The 22,400-nt window shown below is 39.9% G+C and carries 14 protein-coding genes; 9 read left to right on the top strand and 5 right to left on the bottom strand.

The window, feature by feature from the left end; genetic code table 11:
• Window position 1 precedes the first annotated feature (1 nt).
• The gene (locus ACFEL9_RS10600) at window positions 2-1,285 is read left to right on the top strand and encodes a hypothetical protein (protein ID WP_385889398.1); all 1,284 of its coding nucleotides are present in this window, start codon (window positions 2-4) and stop codon (window positions 1,283-1,285) included.
• Window positions 1,286-1,306: 21 nt separating this feature from the next.
• A complete protein-coding gene (locus ACFEL9_RS10595; protein WP_385889395.1) occupies window positions 1,307-1,711 on the top strand; it encodes a hypothetical protein in 405 nt (134 codons plus the stop codon).
• Window positions 1,712-2,488: 777 nt separating this feature from the next.
• Here the strand turns inward: ACFEL9_RS10595 and ACFEL9_RS10590 are convergent.
• The gene (locus ACFEL9_RS10590) at window positions 2,489-6,787 is read right to left on the bottom strand and encodes a PAS domain S-box protein (RefSeq protein ID WP_385889392.1); all 4,299 of its coding nucleotides are present in this window, start codon (window positions 6,785-6,787) and stop codon (window positions 2,489-2,491) included.
• Between the two features lie 983 nt (window positions 6,788-7,770).
• Between ACFEL9_RS10590 and ACFEL9_RS10585 the strand changes: the two genes are divergently transcribed.
• Both ACFEL9_RS10585 and ACFEL9_RS10580 read left to right on the top strand, forming a co-directional pair.
• Complete coding sequence (locus tag ACFEL9_RS10585) at window positions 7,771-8,313, top strand: hypothetical protein (protein WP_385889390.1); 543 nt, start codon at window positions 7,771-7,773, stop codon at window positions 8,311-8,313.
• Between the two features lie 170 nt (window positions 8,314-8,483).
• Entirely contained in the window at window positions 8,484-8,759 is a 276-nt protein-coding gene (locus tag ACFEL9_RS10580) for a hypothetical protein (RefSeq protein WP_385889387.1), read from the top strand.
• Between the two features lie 369 nt (window positions 8,760-9,128).
• Here the strand turns inward: ACFEL9_RS10580 and ACFEL9_RS10575 are convergent, their stop codons facing one another.
• Genes ACFEL9_RS10575 through ACFEL9_RS10560 form a run of 4 tightly spaced genes read right to left on the bottom strand, consistent with a single transcriptional unit; the run spans window position 9,129 to window position 12,125 of the window.
• Window positions 9,129-9,929, bottom strand: coding sequence for an SOS response-associated peptidase (locus tag ACFEL9_RS10575; protein WP_385889384.1), 801 nt, complete (start codon window positions 9,927-9,929; stop codon window positions 9,129-9,131).
• Window positions 9,930-9,932: 3 nt separating this feature from the next.
• Entirely contained in the window at window positions 9,933-10,439 is a 507-nt protein-coding gene (locus tag ACFEL9_RS10570; protein ID WP_385889382.1) for a hypothetical protein, read from the bottom strand.
• A gap of 5 nt (window positions 10,440-10,444) precedes the next feature.
• Complete coding sequence (locus ACFEL9_RS10565; protein ID WP_385889379.1) at window positions 10,445-11,707, bottom strand: Y-family DNA polymerase; 1,263 nt, start codon at window positions 11,705-11,707, stop codon at window positions 10,445-10,447.
• Window positions 11,691-12,125, bottom strand: a complete 435-nt coding sequence (locus tag ACFEL9_RS10560) for a LexA family protein (RefSeq protein WP_385889376.1) — start codon at window positions 12,123-12,125, stop codon at window positions 11,691-11,693. The genes ACFEL9_RS10565 and ACFEL9_RS10560 overlap by 17 nt, the downstream gene beginning before the upstream one ends.
• A 1,402-nt stretch (window positions 12,126-13,527) precedes the next feature.
• On the opposite strand from ACFEL9_RS10560, the gene ACFEL9_RS10555 reads away from it, so the two are divergent.
• From ACFEL9_RS10555 to ACFEL9_RS10535, 5 genes are all read left to right on the top strand, one after another.
• Window positions 13,528-14,052, top strand: coding sequence for a DinB family protein (locus ACFEL9_RS10555; RefSeq protein WP_385889373.1), 525 nt, complete (start codon window positions 13,528-13,530; stop codon window positions 14,050-14,052).
• 939 nt (window positions 14,053-14,991) lie between these two features.
• On the top strand, window positions 14,992-15,582 hold the full coding sequence (locus ACFEL9_RS10550; RefSeq protein WP_385889370.1) for an RNA polymerase sigma factor: 591 nt from the start codon (window positions 14,992-14,994) through the stop codon (window positions 15,580-15,582).
• 57 nt (window positions 15,583-15,639) lie between these two features.
• Window positions 15,640-16,749: a FecR family protein gene (locus ACFEL9_RS10545; protein WP_385889367.1), complete on the top strand. Its 1,110-nt coding sequence runs from the start codon at window positions 15,640-15,642 to the stop codon at window positions 16,747-16,749.
• A gap of 274 nt (window positions 16,750-17,023) precedes the next feature.
• The gene (locus tag ACFEL9_RS10540; RefSeq protein ID WP_385889364.1) at window positions 17,024-20,479 is read left to right on the top strand and encodes a SusC/RagA family TonB-linked outer membrane protein; all 3,456 of its coding nucleotides are present in this window, start codon (window positions 17,024-17,026) and stop codon (window positions 20,477-20,479) included.
• A gap of 17 nt (window positions 20,480-20,496) precedes the next feature.
• The gene (locus tag ACFEL9_RS10535; protein WP_385889361.1) at window positions 20,497-22,272 is read left to right on the top strand and encodes a RagB/SusD family nutrient uptake outer membrane protein; all 1,776 of its coding nucleotides are present in this window, start codon (window positions 20,497-20,499) and stop codon (window positions 22,270-22,272) included.
• Window positions 22,273-22,400: the final 128 nt, after the last annotated feature.

Genomic DNA, 22,400 nt, shown 5'->3' with positions numbered 1-22,400 from the left:
TATGAAATGGATGTTGCCTTTATTAACCATCGTCACGTTGATTTCTTGCCGCAAAACGAACGTAGTTGAGACCAGAACCGATTCCTTTTTAAATAATGTCAAAGATGCATTGGCCGATAGTATGGGAGTTGCCATTGCCGAATTGGATTTTTCAAAGGCGAAACTGAGTGTGGTTATGGATAGTGTATATTTCCTGCAATTGCCATTTAGAAGCAAATGCTTAATTGTAAAAACAGATAGTAAAGGGAATAATGTTCAAGGAAGGATTGTCCAGCTACAACAAAGTTCTTCTTTAAATAATGCAAGGGCTTACCAGGGACAGATTATGGTTCAATCGCTGAATCAATTGGTAATTAAGGATGCCAGGGTTGTAGATGGGCATGTCAGAGATAAGAGATCATTGGATGAAGAGTATGTCACACCAGATCCATACGTGGAATTGCCGGAGGTAATAATAGTTAGCACCTATCAATCAGGTGGCTATGATTACTCCGTTTGGCTCTCCATGCTAAGTTTATTTTATGATGGAGACGGCTATGGTGGATATTATAGTCCGTATTATTCGGATGGTCAAACAACGAGCGGCGGTGGAGGAGGAGGGGGTAGTACCTATGATGATGGTATAACTCCTGCACCCACCATCTATGTTGACTACGAGGATCAATTTGATAATCCATCTATTGATGTGGAAGGATATTTAAGGTGTTTCAGCTCTATAGCTGATGACGGCGCAGAATGTTCAATTGAACTTTTTACGGATTTGCCAGTAAACGGCGATCCGACTAAATTGTTTGATTTTAATAACGGCAGTCCTGGTCATGTATTTATACAACTAAAGAAAAGCAAAGGCAGCCAGTTGGTCGTTCAAAACTTTGGATTTTATCCCCGGCAAGGTTGGAAGGCCGCCACCAATAGCTCAGCAGTAGCAGCCAAAGTTGTCGATAACGGCTATCATGAGTTCAACGCCTCCATTCATACAAAATTGACGCCAGCGCAATTAAAAACGGCGATCAGTGCTCTTCGTAATCTTGCCTCTAGCCAATATGATATTGACCAATACAATTGCACGGATTTTGCATTGCAGATTTATAATAATACACAACCCTTGGCAAGCCGGATAAATATACCTTTATTGCAAATACCCAATGGTGTTGCACGTGGCTCCAAAACGCCGCAAGGTCTTTATATGAAGCTGGAGGAAATGAAAAAATCGGGTATACAATCATCATCGATAACTATTCCGATTGTAGGCTGGGTAGGTAAGAGTAAGGGAGCCTGCAACTAAAAAATAATAAAACCTAAATCAATGAAAATAGCTAAGGTATTATTTCACCCATTTTTACTCTTGCTCAGTTTTTGTTTGATTGTTATCAGCGGACAGCATTTGGGCGGATTTTATGTCACTTATATTTTTATGACGCTACCATATGGAGCTCTTCATTCGATTGCAGCAATAGTTGGTTTTTCATTGATTGCATTAAGTTATTTATTGTCGTACCGACAAGTGTTGCCGCACATGTTATCACTCTTAAACCTGGTTGGGGTAGGGTGTCTTATTTTTTCTTTTGTCTGGTTCTTTTACCAGGACCCAACGGGGTATAATCTTGGCACATTTGAACAGCCGCTGCCATTGATTACCGTCTGTTTGTTCGCACTGCTTGCAGCGGGATTTATAGCTAATTCGATTTTACTAGCTTCTTCAAGGACATAAAGTAAGCTAAACTTTAGTGCGTAATTTTCTGTTGCGCCGGCTTCCGGTATACTCAGCTTGCTTGGTCATTATCTATGGGATTAAAGACCGAACAAAATATATGCACGTAATATTTATCGGTATAGGCTCGGTGAATTTGTTCACGGAACCCGAACAGATTAAAAAAATGAACATTTCCTACCTCATCCAACGGTAGTAAGGCAGCCAATATCCAAATAGACCTGTCACATAATTATCGTGCACCAATATCTAATGGAGAGTGTCATTAAAATTGTTTGTATGAGGAAAATAATTCTTATTCTTTTGTTTGTTGGTATAGCTATCGTACGAGCTCATCATGTTTTATAATGTCTTCCTTATCTTTTTCTTTTAAATGTTCTATCGCCTTTTCTGCCTGGTATTCAAAGTCGTTTTCTTGGCCGAAGTGAAATGTCAAAAGTCCCATTTGATTTAGCTCTCTTGTTTCATGTAGGTTTAAGTCCGGGATATAGCTTGAGTGGTTTGAAGACATCCTATTTGGGTTGAATTGTTACAAAAGTAGTTATTGGTAATTCTGAGTGAGAGTGACCCCTTTCATGCGCTGACCTGGATATGCTTTATTATTTCTATTTATAATAGCTTATTCTGTATGCAAATCGTAAAAAATGTGATGCAGCTCTACCTGCTTAATTTCATCAGTTGGGAAAGTATGGGTTGAATAAAAATGCGATTCTCCGATTTTCTCGCATGAATCTTCTATAAGAAGAATTTCGACCTGATTATGTTCTGCCATATCATTTAATTGTTTTGAAGTTTGTTTGTATTTACTGGCAGGCTAAAATAGAAGGTTGCTCCTTTGTCCACTTCCGCTTCAGCCCACACCTTGCCACCATGACGTGTGATTATTCTATGCACTAAGGCAAGTCCAACTCCAGTTCCTTCAAATTCTGTCATTTTGTGCAGACGTTGAAAGACGCCAAATAATTTATCTGCGTACTGCATGTTAAACCCCACCCCATTGTCCTTTACGCTGTAGATAATTTCATTACCTGATTCAACTGAATTTATTTCAATTTTCGGATTATCTCTCCCAGCCGAATATTTAATGGCATTGGAAATAAGGTTGATCCAAACCTGACGTATAAGACTGTTGTCGCAAAATGCTGGCTCAAGTTTTCCGACCTGCGTAATTAATTTGTCAGGTTTTGGAATATCCTGTTCTGCAATAACAGATTCTACCAATTTGGCCATATTAATTTGTCGGAAATTTAATTCTCTTCTCCCTTGCCGGGAAAGATTGAGCAGGTCATCGATCAGCTGACCCATCCGGCGAACATTGCTCGTGACAATTCCGAGTAACCGGTTTCCCTCTTCATCCAGTTTATCGCCGTAATCACTTACAATTATCTCTGTATATCCATCAATGACACGAAGCGGCGCCCTAAGATCATGAGAAACGGAATATGAAAATGCTTCTAATTCTTTATTCACTGTTTCCAACTGAGCCGTTCGTTCCATTACTTTTTGTTCCAGTCCTTCATTGAGCCTTTGTACTTCTAATTGAGCTTTTTTCCGGTCGTTTATTTCACGAAAAAAAGCAAGTATGCGTTCCTGTCCGGTTATGTTAGCTTTCTTTAAGTTTACTTCGAACCAATTGAATGATCCATCTTTCTTTTTGCCCAGCCATTCAAAAAGCTGTTGTTTCCCGGTTGCAGCATTTTGAATATAATCCAAAGCTTTTTCAAGGGTATAATCAGGATGACCGGTAATAAAATCGTTAGGGTCACTGTTTAGTAGCTCTTCCTTTGTATAGCCTGTTACTTCAGCCGCCCGTTGGTTTACCTCAATAATTTTTCCTGTATCCATTTCATGGACATAAATGGCATCTGTGGCGTTTTCAAATATTTCACGGTAGTTTGCCTCGGCGCGAAGAATTGCTTCTTCCACTTTTTTTCGCTCGGTAATGTCGGTGGAAATACCAAAAATAGCGTAAGGTTTGCCCGTATTGTCACTCAGGGTGCTTTTCACCGAAATATAAGTATGAGGACCATCGTCATGTGGCGCTATTTCTTCCTCTGTTAAGGCGTGCTTAGCCTCAGCTACACGTACATCCAGCCGCCGAAATGCATCCGCCTCTTCTTTAGAGAAAAAATCATAGTCGGTTTTGCCCAGAATATTTTCCTGATTGAGATGAAATAATTCGGAAAAGCGACGATTCACCATTAGATAATGACCATGCAGATCCTTAACATAAATAACTGCTGTCGAATTGTCAATAATGGCTGACAGTAGTTGTTTGCTTTCATGCAATGCCTGCTCCGCCTGTTTGCGTTCAGTGATATCTGTTCTTATGGCAATGTACTGATAAGGCTTACCATCTTCATTTAGAAAAGGGACTATCGTGGTATCCACCCAATAAATAGTGTCGTCTTTCGCTTTATTTTTTAATTCTCCTTTCCATATTTTTCCATTGCCAATAGTTACCCATAGATTACGAATGAATTCCCTTGAATGATAACCAGAATTAATAATGCGATGATCTTGTCCGATCAATTCATCAACGTTGTATTTCGAAATCTTACAGAAATTCTCGTTGGCGTATTTGATGATCCCTTTTTGATCAGTAATAGCAACAATGGATGATTCATCAAGCGCATATTTATAATCTGAAATCTCTTTGAAACTTTTACGAAGACTTTCTTCAGCTTCTTTGTTTTCTGTTACATCTTGCAGTATAAGGATAACCTCCAATATATTATCGTCGGCATTTTTTAAAGGGTACAATGTCATTTGCATCCATCTCTTTCGGCCTGCCTGGCCTATTAATTTGGGATCATATAAATAAGGTTCTGAAATTGCAACTTCTCCTACAAATGCTCTTTCAACATATTTTGAAAGCCCAGAGTTTATTAATTGAGGGTCTTTACGAATGTTATATTCTTTCACATTCTCTCTTTTTTCCTGCCACATTATTTCCCATGCTTCATTGGCATTGATATAACTTCCGTCGGCAGTATAGGTAACTACAGGATAAGGGAACTGTTCGATGATGGAGCGAAAGCGATTTTCACTTACCATCAATTTATCTTCGGCTTCTTTGCGCTCGGTAACATCCCGGTAAGTAATAACGATGCCGTCCAAACCCGGTACATCTAAAAATCCCGCCATCACGGCTTCTATCCAGCGCCATGACCCGTTCCTATGTTGTATATGGACATTGATCGTGAAAGGTTCCCCGGGGTTGTCAACTATTTTTTGCAACATTTGATGAACAGAATGAGCTTCTTCAGGGGACACCATGTTGAAAATATTGAGCTTCATGTATTCCTGTGGCGTATAGCCCAACATACGTTTGATTCCCTCTGAAACAAAAATAAGATTCCCCTCAGGGTCACTCACTATGATGACTTCACTACTGTTTTCAATAAGTGTCCGGAAGCGTTTTTCATTTTGTATTACTTCCTTTGTTTTTTCTTCCACACGTTTTTCCAGTTCCAGATTCATTTGTCTGATTGTCTCTTCTGTCTGTTTACGTTCGGTAATATCATTAAAGAGAATTGCAACCTGTAAGTTCTTCGGTTCTCCAAAACGAAAAGCGTAAACATCATACCACCGGTGCAGTTGTTCAGCACGATTCTCAAATCGTATTGATTCGCCTGTCAACGCAATCCTTCCATAGGTTTCAAACCAATGCTTTTCGTGATTAGGTGCAAATTCCCGCATACGCTTGCCAACAGCATCACGAAGTCCCGTTTGCTTTTCAAACGATGGATTGATTACTAAAAAACGATAGTCGACCGGTTTTTTTTGCTCATCGAAAATCATCTCAATAATGCAAAAACCTTCGTCCATTGAATTGAAAAGCATACTAAGTTTTTCTTCACTCTCTTTGATTTTTTCCTCAGCTTTTTTCTGTGCGGTGATGTCTCTTCCTTCTGCAACAATATAATCAACGCTGCCATCTGTCTTCGATATGGGAATTAAGCTGAAATTTATGGTAAGCACCTGGCCAAAAACAAATATGTTCTCATCATAGTTAATTGCTGTACCAGAACATGCTTTATTAAAAGCATCACTCACTCGTGAATGAACTTCAGGATCGAATGTCCACCATTGCCCTTCCAGGAAATTTGTATTCAGCAATTCTTCCATAGATAACCCCGATGCCTGTAATGCGATTTTATTTACCATCAGAATTTTACCATCTGTAGATAATTTTGTACTAAGCGTTGACATGCTGTCTATAAAGTCCTGGATGTCTTGTTTCTGTTTTTGAATTTGTGCTTCCGCCTGTTTTTTTTCTGTTATATCACGGATAAACCCAATGAACAGATATTTCCCATTGACAAGCGTAGGAGAAATACTCAATGACACGTCAAATTCGACGTTGTTTTTATTCAGAGCCTGAATTTCGATGGCTTTGCCTAATGCGGGACCTTCGCCCGTTTTCAGGAAATGTTTTAATCCTGCTTTATGAACTTCCCGGTAGCGAGGTGGTATTATCATCTCACTAAGTGGTGCACCTATTACTTCATCTGCTTTCCATCCGAAAAGGGCTTCTGATTTAGAATTCCATTTAATTATCCTGCCTTCATCGTTAATAACAATTACGGCATCGGGTGCGGCATTAAAAATAGTTTGCACCTGCTCTTCGCTTTCCCGGCTTTGCTGTTCCGCTCTCTTTCGCTGTTCTATTTCAGCTTCTAACTCATTTTGCGATTTTAATGAAAAGACTGCGGGAAGAAATTTAACCAGGTAAAAAACAGTGACCCAGCTAATAACGCCGGTTATTAAACGTACCAGAGCGTTAAGACGATAAGCAGGAATCCAAAATGCTACAGCATCTAAAAAATGGGTGGCACCACACGCCAGTATGAATGCAGCAAATAAAAAATATAACCGCACAAACCGTATCCCCTGCTTTTTTGAAATATACCTGATGATTACCACCGGGATGGTGAAATAGGCTGTCCATATTAACAGGTCACTGATAATATAAAGCCATCCGTGGAATTCAGTCCAGCGACCGCAATGCCACCGTGGTGGCCAGTCGGTGCTGTCTAAAAGTTTTTTAAAAAATTCTATTATCTGATTCATGTATTTTATTTAATTAAAATCAAGCTTGAAAACAAAGCAAAGCCCGGTCCGAATTCATACAATTAGAGAAAATGTATGTTAGCGGACAACCGCATAAAGTAAAAATCAAAAACGATTTAATAAAAGCCTTTCCTCACCAGGTACACGAAAAAACACCGTATCTTACAGATATCTTCTGATAAACAGTGCTACTAAACAGGATTCTATTAAGAAAAGTGGTGGCTACCTTAACCTTAGTGGGATAAAATCTAATAAAAAGCAAATACAGTAATAAAGTTCGTAAATATCGAAAAGAATCACATCACTTGCTTATTGACGGTAGCTTTAAGTATTTACTATTAGTTTTAGCGCTTGTCAGATCATTCCATTATAAATTACCAAAAATCCCTGGTTTTAGAAGGATTTCTAATCAAAAAACCATTAACTGAAATACCTCTTTTTAATGCTTCCGTCGCCGTGGATCGTGTCCGCACGATCCTTCAAGGTTGTTTCACTCTTTAATAAAGCCGATATATCGCTCTCTTCAGATCTCAAAGTTTGTTAACAATTCGTATTATTCGAAAAATACCGTCGTGATATGGGAGGAGACAAGAAAGAAATTCGAAAAAGCTCCCGAGCAATTGTTTGCTGATAAAAATATTTGCATTACCGGTAGGGTAGAGTTGTTTAAAGAGAAGGCTCAGATTGTTATTATAAACGTTTCACAGCTGGTGACGGAGTAGTACTAACGCGGTAAGATTGATTACATTAAAGACAGAATAAACCTTACACTTCTTAACACCAAAACTTATTCGACAGGAGTTGTGTCTTTGACCTACTCTTTAGGAGAGAAATAAAACGAACGCACAACATAGCGGCTTAGCTCAATACCGGCTTCAGAACCTATGCCAAGCAATTGTATTTTTATATATCTTCATATCAAATCCTGGGCTGAAGCAACACGACGTCTGGTACTGCGCTAAGCCCTTACCGTTAGCGATAATATGAAAAACACCATGACAGATCACTCCTTTTTCATAATCATTATATTCTTATCGGTGACGCTTTCCGTGGCCGGACAAAAATCCATAAATGCAAGTAGTAAGAAATTAGTTGAGAGAAACAGGGAGCCTATAGAAATTAATATTGATACCTTTTTGGGGTTATGGCTGCAAAATACTGCTGACCCAAGAGAGCCACGCCTTAAAGAGTTGAAAATGGATTCAGCTTACACTTATTTTACCAGGAATAGAAATTACTACAAGATTAATAATGAACAGTTGCGTAAACTCGGTTATAAAGGCTTAATAGGAGACTCCATTACAAAGTCATTCTACTACGGGGTTATACCGCTGGTAGACAGAGAAAGAGAAAAACGCTGCTCAACTGCTTTAATAGATTTTGACTATAAATACAAGTACAAGGAAGAGGTGGAAGCTATTGAAGTCAGTTGCCATTACAAAGTGACTTGTGAACTTGTTATTCCTGTTGTCAAAAAGAAGTATGTGGCTTTGTACGACTTAAAAAGTAAAAGCTTTCTGAAATAATGCGAAAGCGTTTAGCTGCGAAGTGATGAAAACTACCGCTAACATGCATGTTTATATAATACCACTTTACATAGGAGCCCTAACGTTAGACGCAATATTACGGACAAACTATTCGGAGTACTTCGTCGCTGGCCCTCTTTTTGAGATGTCATTGGTAAATGGTATCGATTATGAAGTTGATTAAAACATTCGAAAAGTACCGACATAATCAGTTGCAGGTGATAGAATTGAGCTGCGAGATAAAAACCGAAGAGGATATAGAAGAACTTTCTTATGACGATTTTGAGGCCACCCTGATTATTAATAGAAAGAAAATTGCTGACATAAGCTATGTGCTCGACGCAGCTGGAGTGTTTGTTAATATGGTTGATGATGTGGATTGGCACAAGGAATTTGACATGCAAGTGTATGAAAGAAAGCCCGAGCCGCAGCTATCGTTATTTTGAATCAATTTACCACCTAAGCAGATATGGAGAAGATTGAAATAAGGTTTGAATATAAGGGCAAACAATACACAGGGTATTTGGAGCCGGGGCAAATGTGTGGTATTTGATGATTGATAATTATTATTATCTAGCATTGCAGCTACCTGAAAATTACGGGTGGGCTTTCATGGTAACCAAATGACTGAATTAACGAATTACGTTGGTGGTTATGTGACGGCGTGGTATCAATAATATTTAAAACCTGGTTTCTATCACTTTATATCAATTCAACTCACTCGATGAAATGGAGCAAATGGCAGACCTGAATTTAGCAGGCAATCCATTATAAATAATGCCAGCCTCCTTTTTATATTTTATTTCATCAAACTTTCATACTTCCGCTATTTCAGGATTCATTTCTCCAAGTGGAGGTAAATGTTCCCAATCCCAAAACTCAGTTTTTGGCTTATCATCCGGTCTTAGCTTTGGGGTTCTGATTGTAAAGACAGAGCGATATTCTAAATCCTCTGATGGCATTTCATAAGCCAAAATATCCCGGTATCTCTGCTCAGTCAATCCTTCCCTGAGAAATTCTTTTGCCATTTCAAGAGGCACAAATAAAGGCATCCGATACCTGTTGTCACCGTCATTATGAATATTTCTCATTACAGAGTTAGCAGCCCGGGTTATTAGTCCATAAGTCCATCTCTTAATTAATTCACCGGTATTTTTATCTACGATCTCTGCTACTGAATACAAGCCAGGTATGAAAAAGGTTGTTTGATCCTTCGGTCTCACCCAATATGGTACTTTCTTTTTCCATCCTTTAATAGCCCGATGCTCATATATACCGGTAACGGGGATTAAACATCTTCTGTTTTTAATTTTATACCAATAGCTTTTAGGATCATCCCAAACTCTTTCTGCCCGGATGTTCAAAAATCCATTTCTTGCTGCAATTAGCGGCTCTGTTTTGCTATAAAACGGGATTATTCCCCATTCCATCAATCTGCAATGTTCCTTCAGGTCATCCCGGTTTATGTAGATGACCGGGTATTTGCCAAACATACCTACACCCTGGACATGATCAACTGATCCAAATTCCATTTCAATTTGATCATCAAATACTAAGTCAGGAAAGTAGTCTGCCAGCACTCTAATACTTGTAGTAAATGAAACATCGTAACACATGGATTAATATTTTTCCAGGTCTGACAATTTAATTCTTTCGGTTTGGCTGGCATATTTCATGGTTACATATAGCTCACCAAACTCTAATTCTAAGTTAGGATAAATTGTTTCATCCCTGTTTACTCTCCAGGTGGTTTTTCTTGATATATAATTTCTGATGTTGGAGCTGTACTTTTCGTTTAACCTTCTTTTGACTTTATCAAGATCATCAATAAAAGCAGCATACACTTTATACTTTGAATCAGGACTAAGCATTTCTTCTACTTTTTTCCGATGAGCAGCATTTTCAAGATCAAGAATATATTTGTACTTGTCTTTTCCAATTATGGCATTGAGGTGAGTTTTTGCTGCGATAATATTATCGTAGTCAGTTAGCAAAATCGGGTCTTTTGCACCCTCTGAAAGATGATCTATAGCGTGCAGGTTCGTTTGAGCTACCAGGAATCTTCTGTTCATCTTTCTGAAACCCTCTATCATTTTAATATGAAATGGCACAAAAACATTGAACATAAAAATTAATTTTTAACATGAAGTATTTCATCAATGTTTGTGGTATATCGCTGTGATAGGTAATCTGCCTTTAATTTATATCTTTTTTCAAATCCCTGGATTGCAAACCTCACTATTTCTGATCCTAATGAATTGTTCACCTTATCCAAGGTTTCCATCACCTTCTTATTTCTTCCCCTGTTGACAGTATCCAAAAAACTACTCTGTACTGTGTCCTCCGTTACAAGGTCAGATACAATTACACCACATTTCTGATAGTTATGGCCAGGCTGAAAAATTGAATCCAATCCCTTCAACGTATATTTTATAATTTCTGTAGTGTCGTTTGTTGGTACCTGACATTGCAGGGTGATACTGGCCTCATGCTGTTTATCCTGGTTTCTGAAGTGGTTAGTTTTTATAAAAACATTGATTTTTCCTGCGCAGCTTTTTTCCCTTCTTAATTTCAAGGCGCAGGCAGCGGCATGGTTGGTAAGTGCTTCAACCATAAAATCCTTTTTATCGGACACTCTTCCAAATGATCTTGAAGTACAAATATTTTTCCGTCTCTTCTTCTCAAATTCCCATTCAATACAGGGAATGCCTTTAAGCTCTTTTAAGAGCCTCAAACCAACTACACTCATTTTATCCCTCACCCAATCCTCCGGCATTTTTGTAAAAGCTAAAGCATTTTTAATGCCTTTCCTGTTTAACAATGAAGCATACTGGCTACCTATGCCCCAAACATCACCAATTTCAGTAAATTCCAAAGCCTGTTGAGTCAGCTCGTTATTTGCCAGCCAATGAACACCTAAATCCTTACAATTTTTCTTTGCGTAGCGGTTTGCAAGTTTAGCCAGGGTTTTTGTTGGTGCGATGCCTACAGTAACAGGGATGCCAATACATTGACCAACTGTTTTCCTGATCTTAATGCCTAACTGCAACAGATCGGTATAAGTTAATTCACTCATGTCCAGAAAGGCTTCATCAATTGAGTATAGCTCGATATTTGGGACAAAAGCGGTTAGTGTTTTCATTACCCTGTCACTTATATCACCGTAAAGGGTATAGTTACTGCTAAATACAGCTATGTTACTTTGTTTAATCTTGTCCCTCACCATGTATTCAGGTACGGCCATTTCAATCCCTATTGCTTTAGCTTCGTCGCTCCGGGCAATTACACAACCATCATTGTTGCTAAGCACAATCACCGGCCTTTTATTCAATCCGGGGTTGAATAGTCTTTCGCAACTACAATAGAAATTATTGCAATCAACCAAAGCAAACATTTCTGAAATCTTTTGGGTTACTAATAATCGCTGTAACCACTCCCCAAATAATCAATTCAGATGGATCAGGAATTTCAATCTCTCTCATTTTCCTATTGGCAGGAATTAATCTGCATTTATAATCGTTAACCTGTAGATATTTTACTGTAAAACCTCCATTCAGATAAGCGAGAACTATATCTCCATTATTAGGTTTCAATGACCGGTCTACAACCAGGTGACATAAAGGAGGCATAAAGGCATCTACCATTGATAAGCCGGTACATTTTATTATAAAAGTGGAAAGCGGGTTTCTTATCAGGAAATTATTCAGGTTAATTCGTTCCTCAATGTAATCTGAAGCAGGGGAGGGGAAGCCAGCCGGTACACTTATGTCTATGTAAGGTACTTCTGCAATCTCCATTTTTGCGGCGTTCATAATACTAAAATATTTAGCAATTTAAAGCTAAAAAATCCAACCCAATAATTTTTTTTTAAGGCACTATAAATCAATTGTAAAAAAAGGATATAGGGATGAGGCTGTTGAGAAAAATAGTGGCATAATGAGATGGTATTAGTTAATTGCACCTATCTGAAAAAGTAGCAACCCGGTCCCCACAAAAAGCAAGACGAGGATATGGCGAGATACACGCTGGCTTAGGGCAGTCAAAGCCCACTCAAAGGCCGGTATAATGCCCCAAAATCTCATTATGTTAAATGCTTTATGATGGCAATTTTCTAACCCCGATTTCTATACCATTCCGCTCGAATCCTTAGCTCATTTACAAAAAGATGTTGAATATTTGAAAGCGTTTTGTCGGTTGCGCGACAGATGCAATGCAAATGGACTCGCGAAATGGTTTTGCAGATAAATAATTAAAGCAAAGAACATGATTTTAGAAGGCGCTATAATTTTTATCAAACAGACTTTTGAAAATTGGAAGCAACGAATAGTTGAAATTAGGGAGAAAAATTTGGCCACAAAAGGAAGAACATTGAGCTTTCAAATTATGGTGACGGCTCTTTTAGTAACAGCTTTAACTTGTATTACCTGGTATCTCTTCAAAATAATAATTTAGAATGCGCCAGATATTTCCCGCAATCGCCATTTAGAAGCAACTGTTTAAACCCTCTCTGCGGTATTGCTAAAAAAATCATGCCCGGGACATTTTAGGTAGCCATCGGACTGCCCAGGCATGATTCATTTATCAAGGGGTTTTTCCTTTCATTTTTTTCTTTGATTGGTTCCTTTTTTTGATGGATAAATAACAGGAACAGGATGGGCCGGTGTTTTTATCGCTGGCAGGATGCTCTTTTTACCTATTGTATCTAGAGGGACTTTTATATCCGCGGCATACCCGGTCATACGTAAACGCTGAAGATAACGTTGTTAGTAAAATTTATTCCTGCAGGAAAGTTAGTTGTTTAAAATTATTAATTGCGATTGAGATGGATATGAAGTTTGGAGAATTTTTCAACTATTATGATATTCACTGAAGTTGTTTAATTGATTACCCTTATAGAGGTTGATGGATTAATTGCCAACTGTCTTTCCGGGTCTTTATTCGTTCTTTCCAATGATGTGGATTGGTTTTCCACCCGAGTGCCTATGAACGAGGCTATACTAAGGGCATAGCTGATATAACCTTAACCATAGAAAAACCCCAGTTCAATATTGAATGGTGCTTACAAATAGGGCATCCCGCATGCCTCTTCATGAAACTGATATACTCAATATTTACAAAACTGAATCTGCACCGGTAATTTTTTTTCATAGAAATTTACTTTATAAAGGTATGATCAGTCGATACGCATTTCAAGTATATGAAAAATCAATTTTTATGCTACAGACAAAATGGTTTGACAGGAAATTCAACTTTGATATCACCCAAAATATTTTTCCTTCCATTATCGAGCGGCTCGTCGGAACACCTGCCCGCCTGGAAGTGAAGATGAAGAACGTGGCGGCTGACATTCTAAGCATACACATAGATAATAGCTGGAGCATTAAAGAAAATATCGGGCACCTTGCCGATCTTGAGCCTTTATGGCAGGGTCGTTTGGATGATTTAATAACAGGTAAGCGGGAACTGAGGCCGGCCGACCTGCAAAACACAAAGACAAATTCAGCTGGTCACAATGACAAGTCTATTGATGAATTGCTTCAGTCGTTCAGGGAGACGAGGCAGCAAACCATTGCAATGCTGGAACAACTTGATGAAGCAATCATATTTAAATCGGCTCTTCATCCGCGGCTCGGGACACCTATGCGAACAATGGATCACTTCCTGTTCGTAGCCGATCATGATGATCATCACCTGGCAAGGATCACCGAACTAATAAGATTGCTTAAGAGGCAACCATGATCCCCGATAATTATCGGGATGCTGTATGCGGAGACAACTCCTCTTCGCCGGGGAGTCTCACAGCGTTGATTAGTGCATAGCGGACCCGGAGTTCCATTGGTTACAGTTTGTTTATTCGCATTATTTGAGCTGGGATGAGTTGCTGCCCGCAGGGAGCGATTCAGCATAAAACAAGATTCAGGATTTTTAATTCACAGGTCTTTGCAAAAAAAACACCCGATGTAAAAACACCGGGTTCCACCAAAACACGAAAGTTCTTTTGCGAACTTAATGAGACCACTAAATTATCCAAACTTTCGAGGTTTAAAAATCCATTGTGATTAAGATAGATTAATAACAAAAGTTAAAGGATTTGTACCAGGGAATGTTACGCCTGTAAGCTTTTTGTTTATGCCCCATGATACAAAGAAGCCGGTTCACAAAGCCGGGCCATTTCTATTATTTGGCGTTTCTCAACAAAACAGGTTTCCAGGATTTTTAACTAACAGGCCGTTGTTAAACAAAACACCCGATGTATAAACATTAATTATACTTGAATGTTTACGGTCCGGTAAGAAGTAGCGGAACATGGTAAACCATGAGTTGAGGGATAGTTTATAGAAAGCGTTTTTAATCCAATTCACCTACTTGACATGGGAAATGCTGTTGTAAAGGTTTAAAAATACCGCAAACGTTTGAGTAGTTTATTTATACAGTAAAGGAAGTACCTTGGTATGATAAATTGTGTAAGTACAACAATCTAAGCAGATCAATGAAGCAGGAATGTGTAAGCTTCTGGTGGTATTAATGTATAGTATTTCAACTTTTTTGCCGTCAGATCCTATATTATTGTTCCCCGGCCATTGAAAATTCGTTCATTTTGGAATAAACACAGTTTTAATAATCATTTGACAACATCGTTTTCAGAAGACAGGTTTGCGGTGTTTTTATTTTTGCCATATGACCAATCGAAATGAACATGCAGAGCTTTTATTCAGAAGCGTGTGTTCCCAAAGCAGCACAAAGGATTATGAAGAGCTCTACAAGCTTTTGTGCAATCGATTGATTCATTTTTCAGCGTCTATCATAGGTTCCTTTCACCAGGCCGAGGAAATTGTTTCCGATGTTTTTATTTCGATCTGGCAAAAACGTGAGCAGTTGAGCGGAGTAGAAAATCCGATAGTATTCCTGTATGTGTGCACCAAAAATCTAACGCTGAACGCACTCAAAAAGACAAAACAACAACCCCTTTCTTATGACGCATTATATGATGATGCGTTGTCTATCGTTCCGGACGTGGAAAGTCATATTATATCCACACAGGTAGCTCAGAAAATTGAAAATGCCATTCGCAGCCTGCCTGCCCGTTGCCAGCTTATTTTTCGCCTGGTCAAAATGGATGGCCTTCGCTACAAGGAAGTGGCTGAATTAATGGAAATTTCCCCGAAAACGGTAGATGCGCAATTAGCCATCGCTGTAAAAAAGGTGGCTGAAACGATCCGCCTTGATATGTCTGATGAGATGATTGCTGCTTTTCTCCACCGCAGGTAATTTTTTTCGGATTCTTTAGGGAACTATTATTAGTATTTCTGTCCTTACTGTATATCTATGTCTGATAAACTTGCAAACGAACGGATCTGGGATCTCCTGGCAAAGAAAGTCTCCGCAGAAATATCGCAGGATGAACTGGAAGAACTGCATGCGTTGTTGCAGGAACATTCTTATGTTTCCTATGTTGATGAAGTGCTCGGGCATGAGTGGCGGGACAGTTATAATTACTATCAGCCGGACAAGATATCGAGGCTGTTTGAAAACCATCAGCGGCGTCTGGCCATGGCTATACAGGAAAACGAAGGTATTCCGGAATTGCCGGCAGTTCCGGGCCGCAGCGGGTTACTAAAGCGAATATGGCATTTTGCAGCGGCTGCCTGTATTGTTGTCGCTCTTCTCGCTGGCTGGAAATGGTGGAGTTCGGATAGTAAAGACCATGCTGAACCAACAATTGCCTATCAACAGCAATTAGTCACACAAAGAGGAGACCGTTCACAAGTCACTCTGCCGGATGGTTCAAAAGTTTGGCTGAATGCCGGAAGTACGCTGGATTATCCCTTACAATTTACCGGCAAAACAAGGGATGTTCAACTACAGGGTGAAGCTTATTTTGAAGTAACGAAAGACAGTAAAAAACCTTTTCTTGTTCATACGAATGCGTTTTATATAAAAGTATTGGGAACTGGTTTTAATGTCAGGGCTTATACAGATGAAGATAGCGCAGTAGCTGCCCTCGTGCATGGTTCGGTTGAAGTCGTCCTGAACGGCGAAGAGAAAAAAACTATTCGCTTACATCCCAACGAAAAGGTTACTCTCCCGATGAATGCGGCAGCAACTACAGCCTTTGAAAAACCAAAGGAAAATCAGGCGATGTCTTTGGATGATATCCTTCCGGAAAAAATGACCGTGGTAGAGGATACGGTGCAACTGGAAACGGCCTGGGTAAACAACAAACTTGCGTTTAAAAAGTTAGCGCTTGCGGATGTTGCTGCTATGCTTGAAAAATGGTTTGGCGTTGATATCCGGTTTAAGAACGAGGCAAGAAAAGCCGTTAAACTTAGCGGAGTGTACGACGGAGAAAACCTGGATTACATTTTATATACTCTTGAAGCGACAGGAACCTTCCATTATAAAAAAGATACCAATAACGTGATATGGATAGAATAGCATAAGTCTGTCGCAAAAAGATTGATTCACCCAAAACAACTGTAACATGAAAGAATCGCTCCCCCCTTAGCCAACAAAACATACAGCAATTATTTCAATCAATAAAAAACGGGAAATGTTTGCCCATTTCCCGTCAGGATTAATTGGTTAAAAATACTGTATTGTCTGAAGTCGCCACAATATTTATTCAACCAACCAACTCAAAGGTATGCATAAAATGCTACTGTTAAAATGGCCTGGCAAGGAGCTACGCCATCGTAAACTGCTTCTGATTATGAAACTCACAGCTTTTTTCCTGCTAATGTTTTGTCTGCAGGTAAGCGCTACGGGACATTCGCAGAAAATTTCTATCAAAATCTCAAGGGCTAGTCTTGAAAAAGCTTTTTCCCTGATCGAAAAAGAAACCAACTTCCGGTTTGTATATAGTGATGATTATCTGCCTCTGAATAAAAAGATAAATGTAGAGGCTAAAGACTGGACCATAGACAAACTTTTGCACGAAATATTGGACGATACAAGATTGGGTTACCGTATGATGGCCAATAACCTGGTCGTTATTGCTCCAACCGGCTCTGAAAACAACGATATTATGGTGACCGGAAAGGTATTGAATAGTCTGGGCGAGCCATTGGCCGGTGTCAGTGTTCTGTTAAAGAATACGAGCCTTGGTACCACCACAAATACAAAAGGCGAATTTGAATTAAAAGTGCCGGAGAATGCTGTACTTATATTTTCTTTCGTTGGCTATACTACCCAGGAAATAGCCCTGGATGGAAGGACCTCACTCTCTTTAACGCTTACAGCCATCGACAACAGTATGAACGAAGTCGTGGTAGTAGGATATGGATCTCAAAAGAAAATCAATGTTACCGGCGCTGTTGACCAGGTGTCGGGAAAAGAATTGGCAAAAAGACCTATTGCTAATATTTTTCAAGGCTTACAGGGACTCAGTCCTGGACTTAACATCACCTATTCAGGCGGCAGGCCGGGTTCTACTCCTTCTATCAATGTCCGGGGTGTTACCACACTTACAGGTGGTGGGGCTTCTCCATTGATTGTAATAGATGGAATAGCATCAGCTACTGATGATATGCTGCGTCTTAATCCTTCTGATATTGCTTCGGTTACTATATTGCGTGATGCAGCCTCAGCAGCTATATATGGCGCCCGTGCTGCCTTTGGAGTGGTTTTGATTACTACTAAGCAAGGCGTAAGCGGGGGAAGACAACGCATCAGTTACAATAATTATTTTTCCTGGTCACGCAGTACTGTATTACCCGATATGATAACCGACCCCTATATCTACTCCAGGGTATTGGAAACATCCACCGATAATTCGCCATGGGATTATGTAAATTATTCAGATTATCATTATCAATGGGCCAAAGAGCGTTCAGAAAATCCTTCTATAGAAGATACACGGATAGATCCCAACGATCCGAACCGCTGGATATATATGGGCAGCAATAACTGGAATGACTATTTTTTTAATAAAACAAATTCTTCTCAAAATCATAGTCTTTCCTTCAGCGGCGGGTCTGAGATCGGCAGAGGAAAACCTTTTGGCTACCTGATTTCTACAGACTATACTAAAGAGAATGGTTTGAACAAACTGGCCAAAGATGATTGGAACCGCTATGGATTGAGGGCACGTATTAATTTTACTCCAATCAATGGGTTGAAGTTTGATAACAACCTCAATGTATATCAGACCGTTTCATCTGCTCCCAGTTATGCGATAACCGATCTTTATTATCTGCAGCCCACACAGGTAGCTAAAAATCCTGATGGCACATGGGCCAACACCGCAGCAGGAAGATTAGGCGCACAATTAACGAATGGTGGCCGTAATGAACAAAACAGGTTTGGCTTTCATAATATCTTCAGGGGCGTTGTTAGTTTATTAAACAACGATTTGCAGATCACCGGAAGTGCCAGTTTCAAAAGGGAGCTTTGGAAATATAATACCGATTATAAAAAATACAAAATTGGCTATGGCCCCACTGATATCCGGGAAGAAGGCGGTAGTGGTTCTGTCACTATCAGGAATGGCAATGTGAAGCATGATGTATATGATTTGTATGCTCACTATACAAAGCGCCTTGGCAATGATCATGAATTTAAATTAATGGCCGGCTATAACCAGGAAGAATATATATGGTCTTATGAACAGGCTTCGAGGGATGTGTTGATTTCGTCTTCCCTTCCTTATCTATCACTGACTACAGGCACGGCTAACCTTGGAGCTGATTATACGACCTATGCACTCCGTAGTTTTTTTGGCCGTTTTAATTATACTTACAAAGGAAGATATATTATCGAAGCAAATGGCCGTCGTGATGGTTCTTCCCGCTTTCCTAAAGTACGCCGCTGGGGCTTTTTCCCTTCTGTTTCCGCTGCATGGATAGCCAGTGAGGAACCATTGTTGCAGTCTCTTACCAGGTATGTGCCTACACTTAAGTTCCGTGCATCTTATGGTGACCTGGGCAATCAAAGCGTGAGCGACTTTGGCTATATCCAAACTTTACCTACTGCAAAGTCTTCTTATCTTATTAATAACGTCTTCCCTACAATAGTTTCCGGTGCGCCTTCACTGCGTGTAGATCCCGATACTTATACATGGGAAAAGGTAACCACTTTTAACGTAGGTACCGATATTGGTTTATTGAAAAATAAAATACAGATCGGGTTTGACTATTATGTTCGCAAGACAATAGGCATGCTGGGCCCGGTTGCAGAATTGCCGGGAGTACTAGGAACAAGTGCGCCAACACAAAATGTAGCCGACCTTGCTACTAAAGGATTTGAATTATCTGTTGGTTACCGCGATAATTTTATCATAGCCTCAAAGCCCTTTGGACTAGGAGCCAGGGTTACACTTTCTGATTCCCGCACCAGGATCACTAAATATAAAAATGACCTGCTTTTGTTAAACAACTACCGGGTTGGCCAATACACCGGAGAGATATGGGGACTCGAGAGTAATGGTTATTTCAAAACGCAGGATGAAATAAACAGCCTTGATCAGTCAGCCATTGTTCCCTGGGGTGCTTTGGATATTGTAGAAGGCTGGCCTAAATATGTGGACCAGGATAAAGATGGAAAAATAACACTGGGTAACACCCAGACAAATCCGGGTGATCTGAAACGTATCGGTAACAACAGTGCCAGGTATCGGTTTGGTTTCAACCTGGATATGGACTGGAATAATTTTGATTTTTCAGTGTTCCTGCAGGGAGTAGCAAAAAAAGATTTTTATCCGCATCATTACTTGTATTGGGGGCCTTACCAGCAACCCTATGCGGGAGTTTATCCCTGGAACCTGGACTTTTACCGTGCCACTTCTGAATCCGGGGCCGACAGGGACAGGCATTCCAAGTCCTATATAGCAGCGGGTTTGGCCGACGCCAATACCAACGCTTATTTCCCCGTACTGCAAGCTTGGCTCGCCGATAATAATTACGGCAGTGGCCTGGATATTCCGCAAACCAAGTATTTGCTGAATGCAGCTTACCTCAGGATCAAAAACCTGACGTTTGGATATACATTACCGGCTGCGCTGACAAAACGATATAAGATCAGCCGTCTGCGTGTATTCGTTACCGGTGAGAACCTGTTTGAATTTTCTGAAATCAAAAAATATTTTGATCCCGAAGCCGTAGCAGACGGCTATGGGTGGGCTTATCCTTTCCAGCGCAAATATGCAGTGGGTATTAATCTTGATTTCTAAGCGTTAAAAATCAGAAAATGAAAAATAATACTATTTATATATTAATCTGTTGCATGATGCTGATAACGGCTGCATCCTGCAAAAAAAACTTTATGGATCGTTTTCCGCAAACAGCTATTCCGCCCGATTTGTTTTTTAAATCGGAAGAGGATCTGTCAATATACATTAATGGGTTGATTTCATTACCCGGCAGGGATGCTTATGTAAGCGATCAGAATACGGATGATAAAGCTACTACCGGCGCACAGGAAATAAAATCGATGATGACGGGCACTCCTAATGCGCAGAACATTACCGGTGGATGGAGCTGGGGTCGCCTCCGGAATATTAATTATTTCCTGCAAAATTATCTCCAGGCTCCTGTATCGCAGGAAGTGAAAGACCATTATGCAGGACTGGCCCGGTATTACAGGGCGGAGTTTTATTTAGATAAGGTAAAAAGATTTTCAGATGTGCCCTGGTATTCCCGTGCACTTAACCCGGGCGATACGGCGGATTTATACAAGGCCCGTGACTCAAGGTCACTTGTTATGGACAGTGTAATGGCTGACCTGGAATTTGCTTCTGCACATGTGATGGAATCTGTACCCGTTGGTACACCCGGTAAGTGGGTAGTAAAATTGGTGTATGCGAGAACAGCATTATATGAAGGCAGTTACCGGAAATATCATCCTGAATTGAATTTGCAAAGCACGGCTAATAATTTTTTGCAAAAAGCAGCACAGGTAGCTGATGAGATCATTGTATCAGGTAAATTCCAGTTACATAGCGATTACGCCGCTCTGTTTAACAGTGCCAGCCTCGCAGGGAACAAAGAAATTATTTTAGCTAACATATACGACCAGGATCTGAATCGAAATGGTGGTAATAATGGAGTTATTAATAATTATGAGCAATCCCCGGCCCGCGACCTTGTGCAAACATATTTGATGAAGGATGGCAGCCGCTTCACCGATCAGCCAGGTTATGAAACATTTGGTTACGTGCAGGAATTTCAAAACAGAGATCCGCGTTTATCCAAAACACTGATGTATCCCGGAATCATACTTGCTCCGGCTACCACAGCTTATGTTCTGCGATTCAATAAAAACTTTACGGCATATCACCAATTGAAAGGTTATATCAATACGACCGATACAAAAGTGACCAATAGTGTTGACTTCCCTGCTTATCGGTTTGCAGAAGTGTTATTGATTTACGCAGAAGCTTTGGCCGAACTTGAAATGTTGACCCAGGCGGACCTGGATAAATCTGTCAACCTTTTAAGAAGCAGGGCTGGCATAACAACCCCACTTAATTTGGGATGGGCTAATGGAAATGTTGATCCGGTATTAGCGACAAAATATCCGGATGTATCCGGAGCTAATAAAGGAGTGATACTGGAGATTCGCCGTGAAAGAAGAGTAGAGTTTGCCGCGGAAGGCTATCGTTTTGATGACCTGATGAGATGGCATGCGGGCAAAGAATTAGAAAAAACACCGGAGGGAATGTATTTCCCCGGATTAGGCAACTATGATCTTACAGGGGATGGTGTTCCTGATATTGGTTTAATCGATAAGAATAGTTCTATTCCGTCTCCTAATCCACAGGGAGGTATATTTTATTATAAAGCGGGCAATTTTGGGGAAAGTGGCGTTACCGTCTATCTGAAAAATGGTAATAGCGGCGGCGCTATTGTTACTGATAACAAGCCCCGGCAATTTATTGATCCGAAATATTATTACCGTCCTATTCCCTTCAATCAAATCACCTTAAATCCAAATCTTGGGCCGCAATCATTTGGCTGGGATTAAAAACAATAAAATGAGCAGTTAGTTTGAGTTTACAGGGAGGCCGTGTCAATTATGTGCTTCCCTGTTTTTTATAAGAAGGCGAAACAGCTCGTTACCTGATAATAGCATCAAAAAAAGATTTTAAAAAT

Source organism: Terrimonas alba, from assembly GCF_042434975.1.
GTDB classification, from domain to species: domain Bacteria; phylum Bacteroidota; class Bacteroidia; order Chitinophagales; family Chitinophagaceae; genus Terrimonas_B; species Terrimonas_B alba.
Note: the sequence above shows the minus strand (reverse complement) of the source record. Positions and strands in the feature narration are given on the sequence as shown.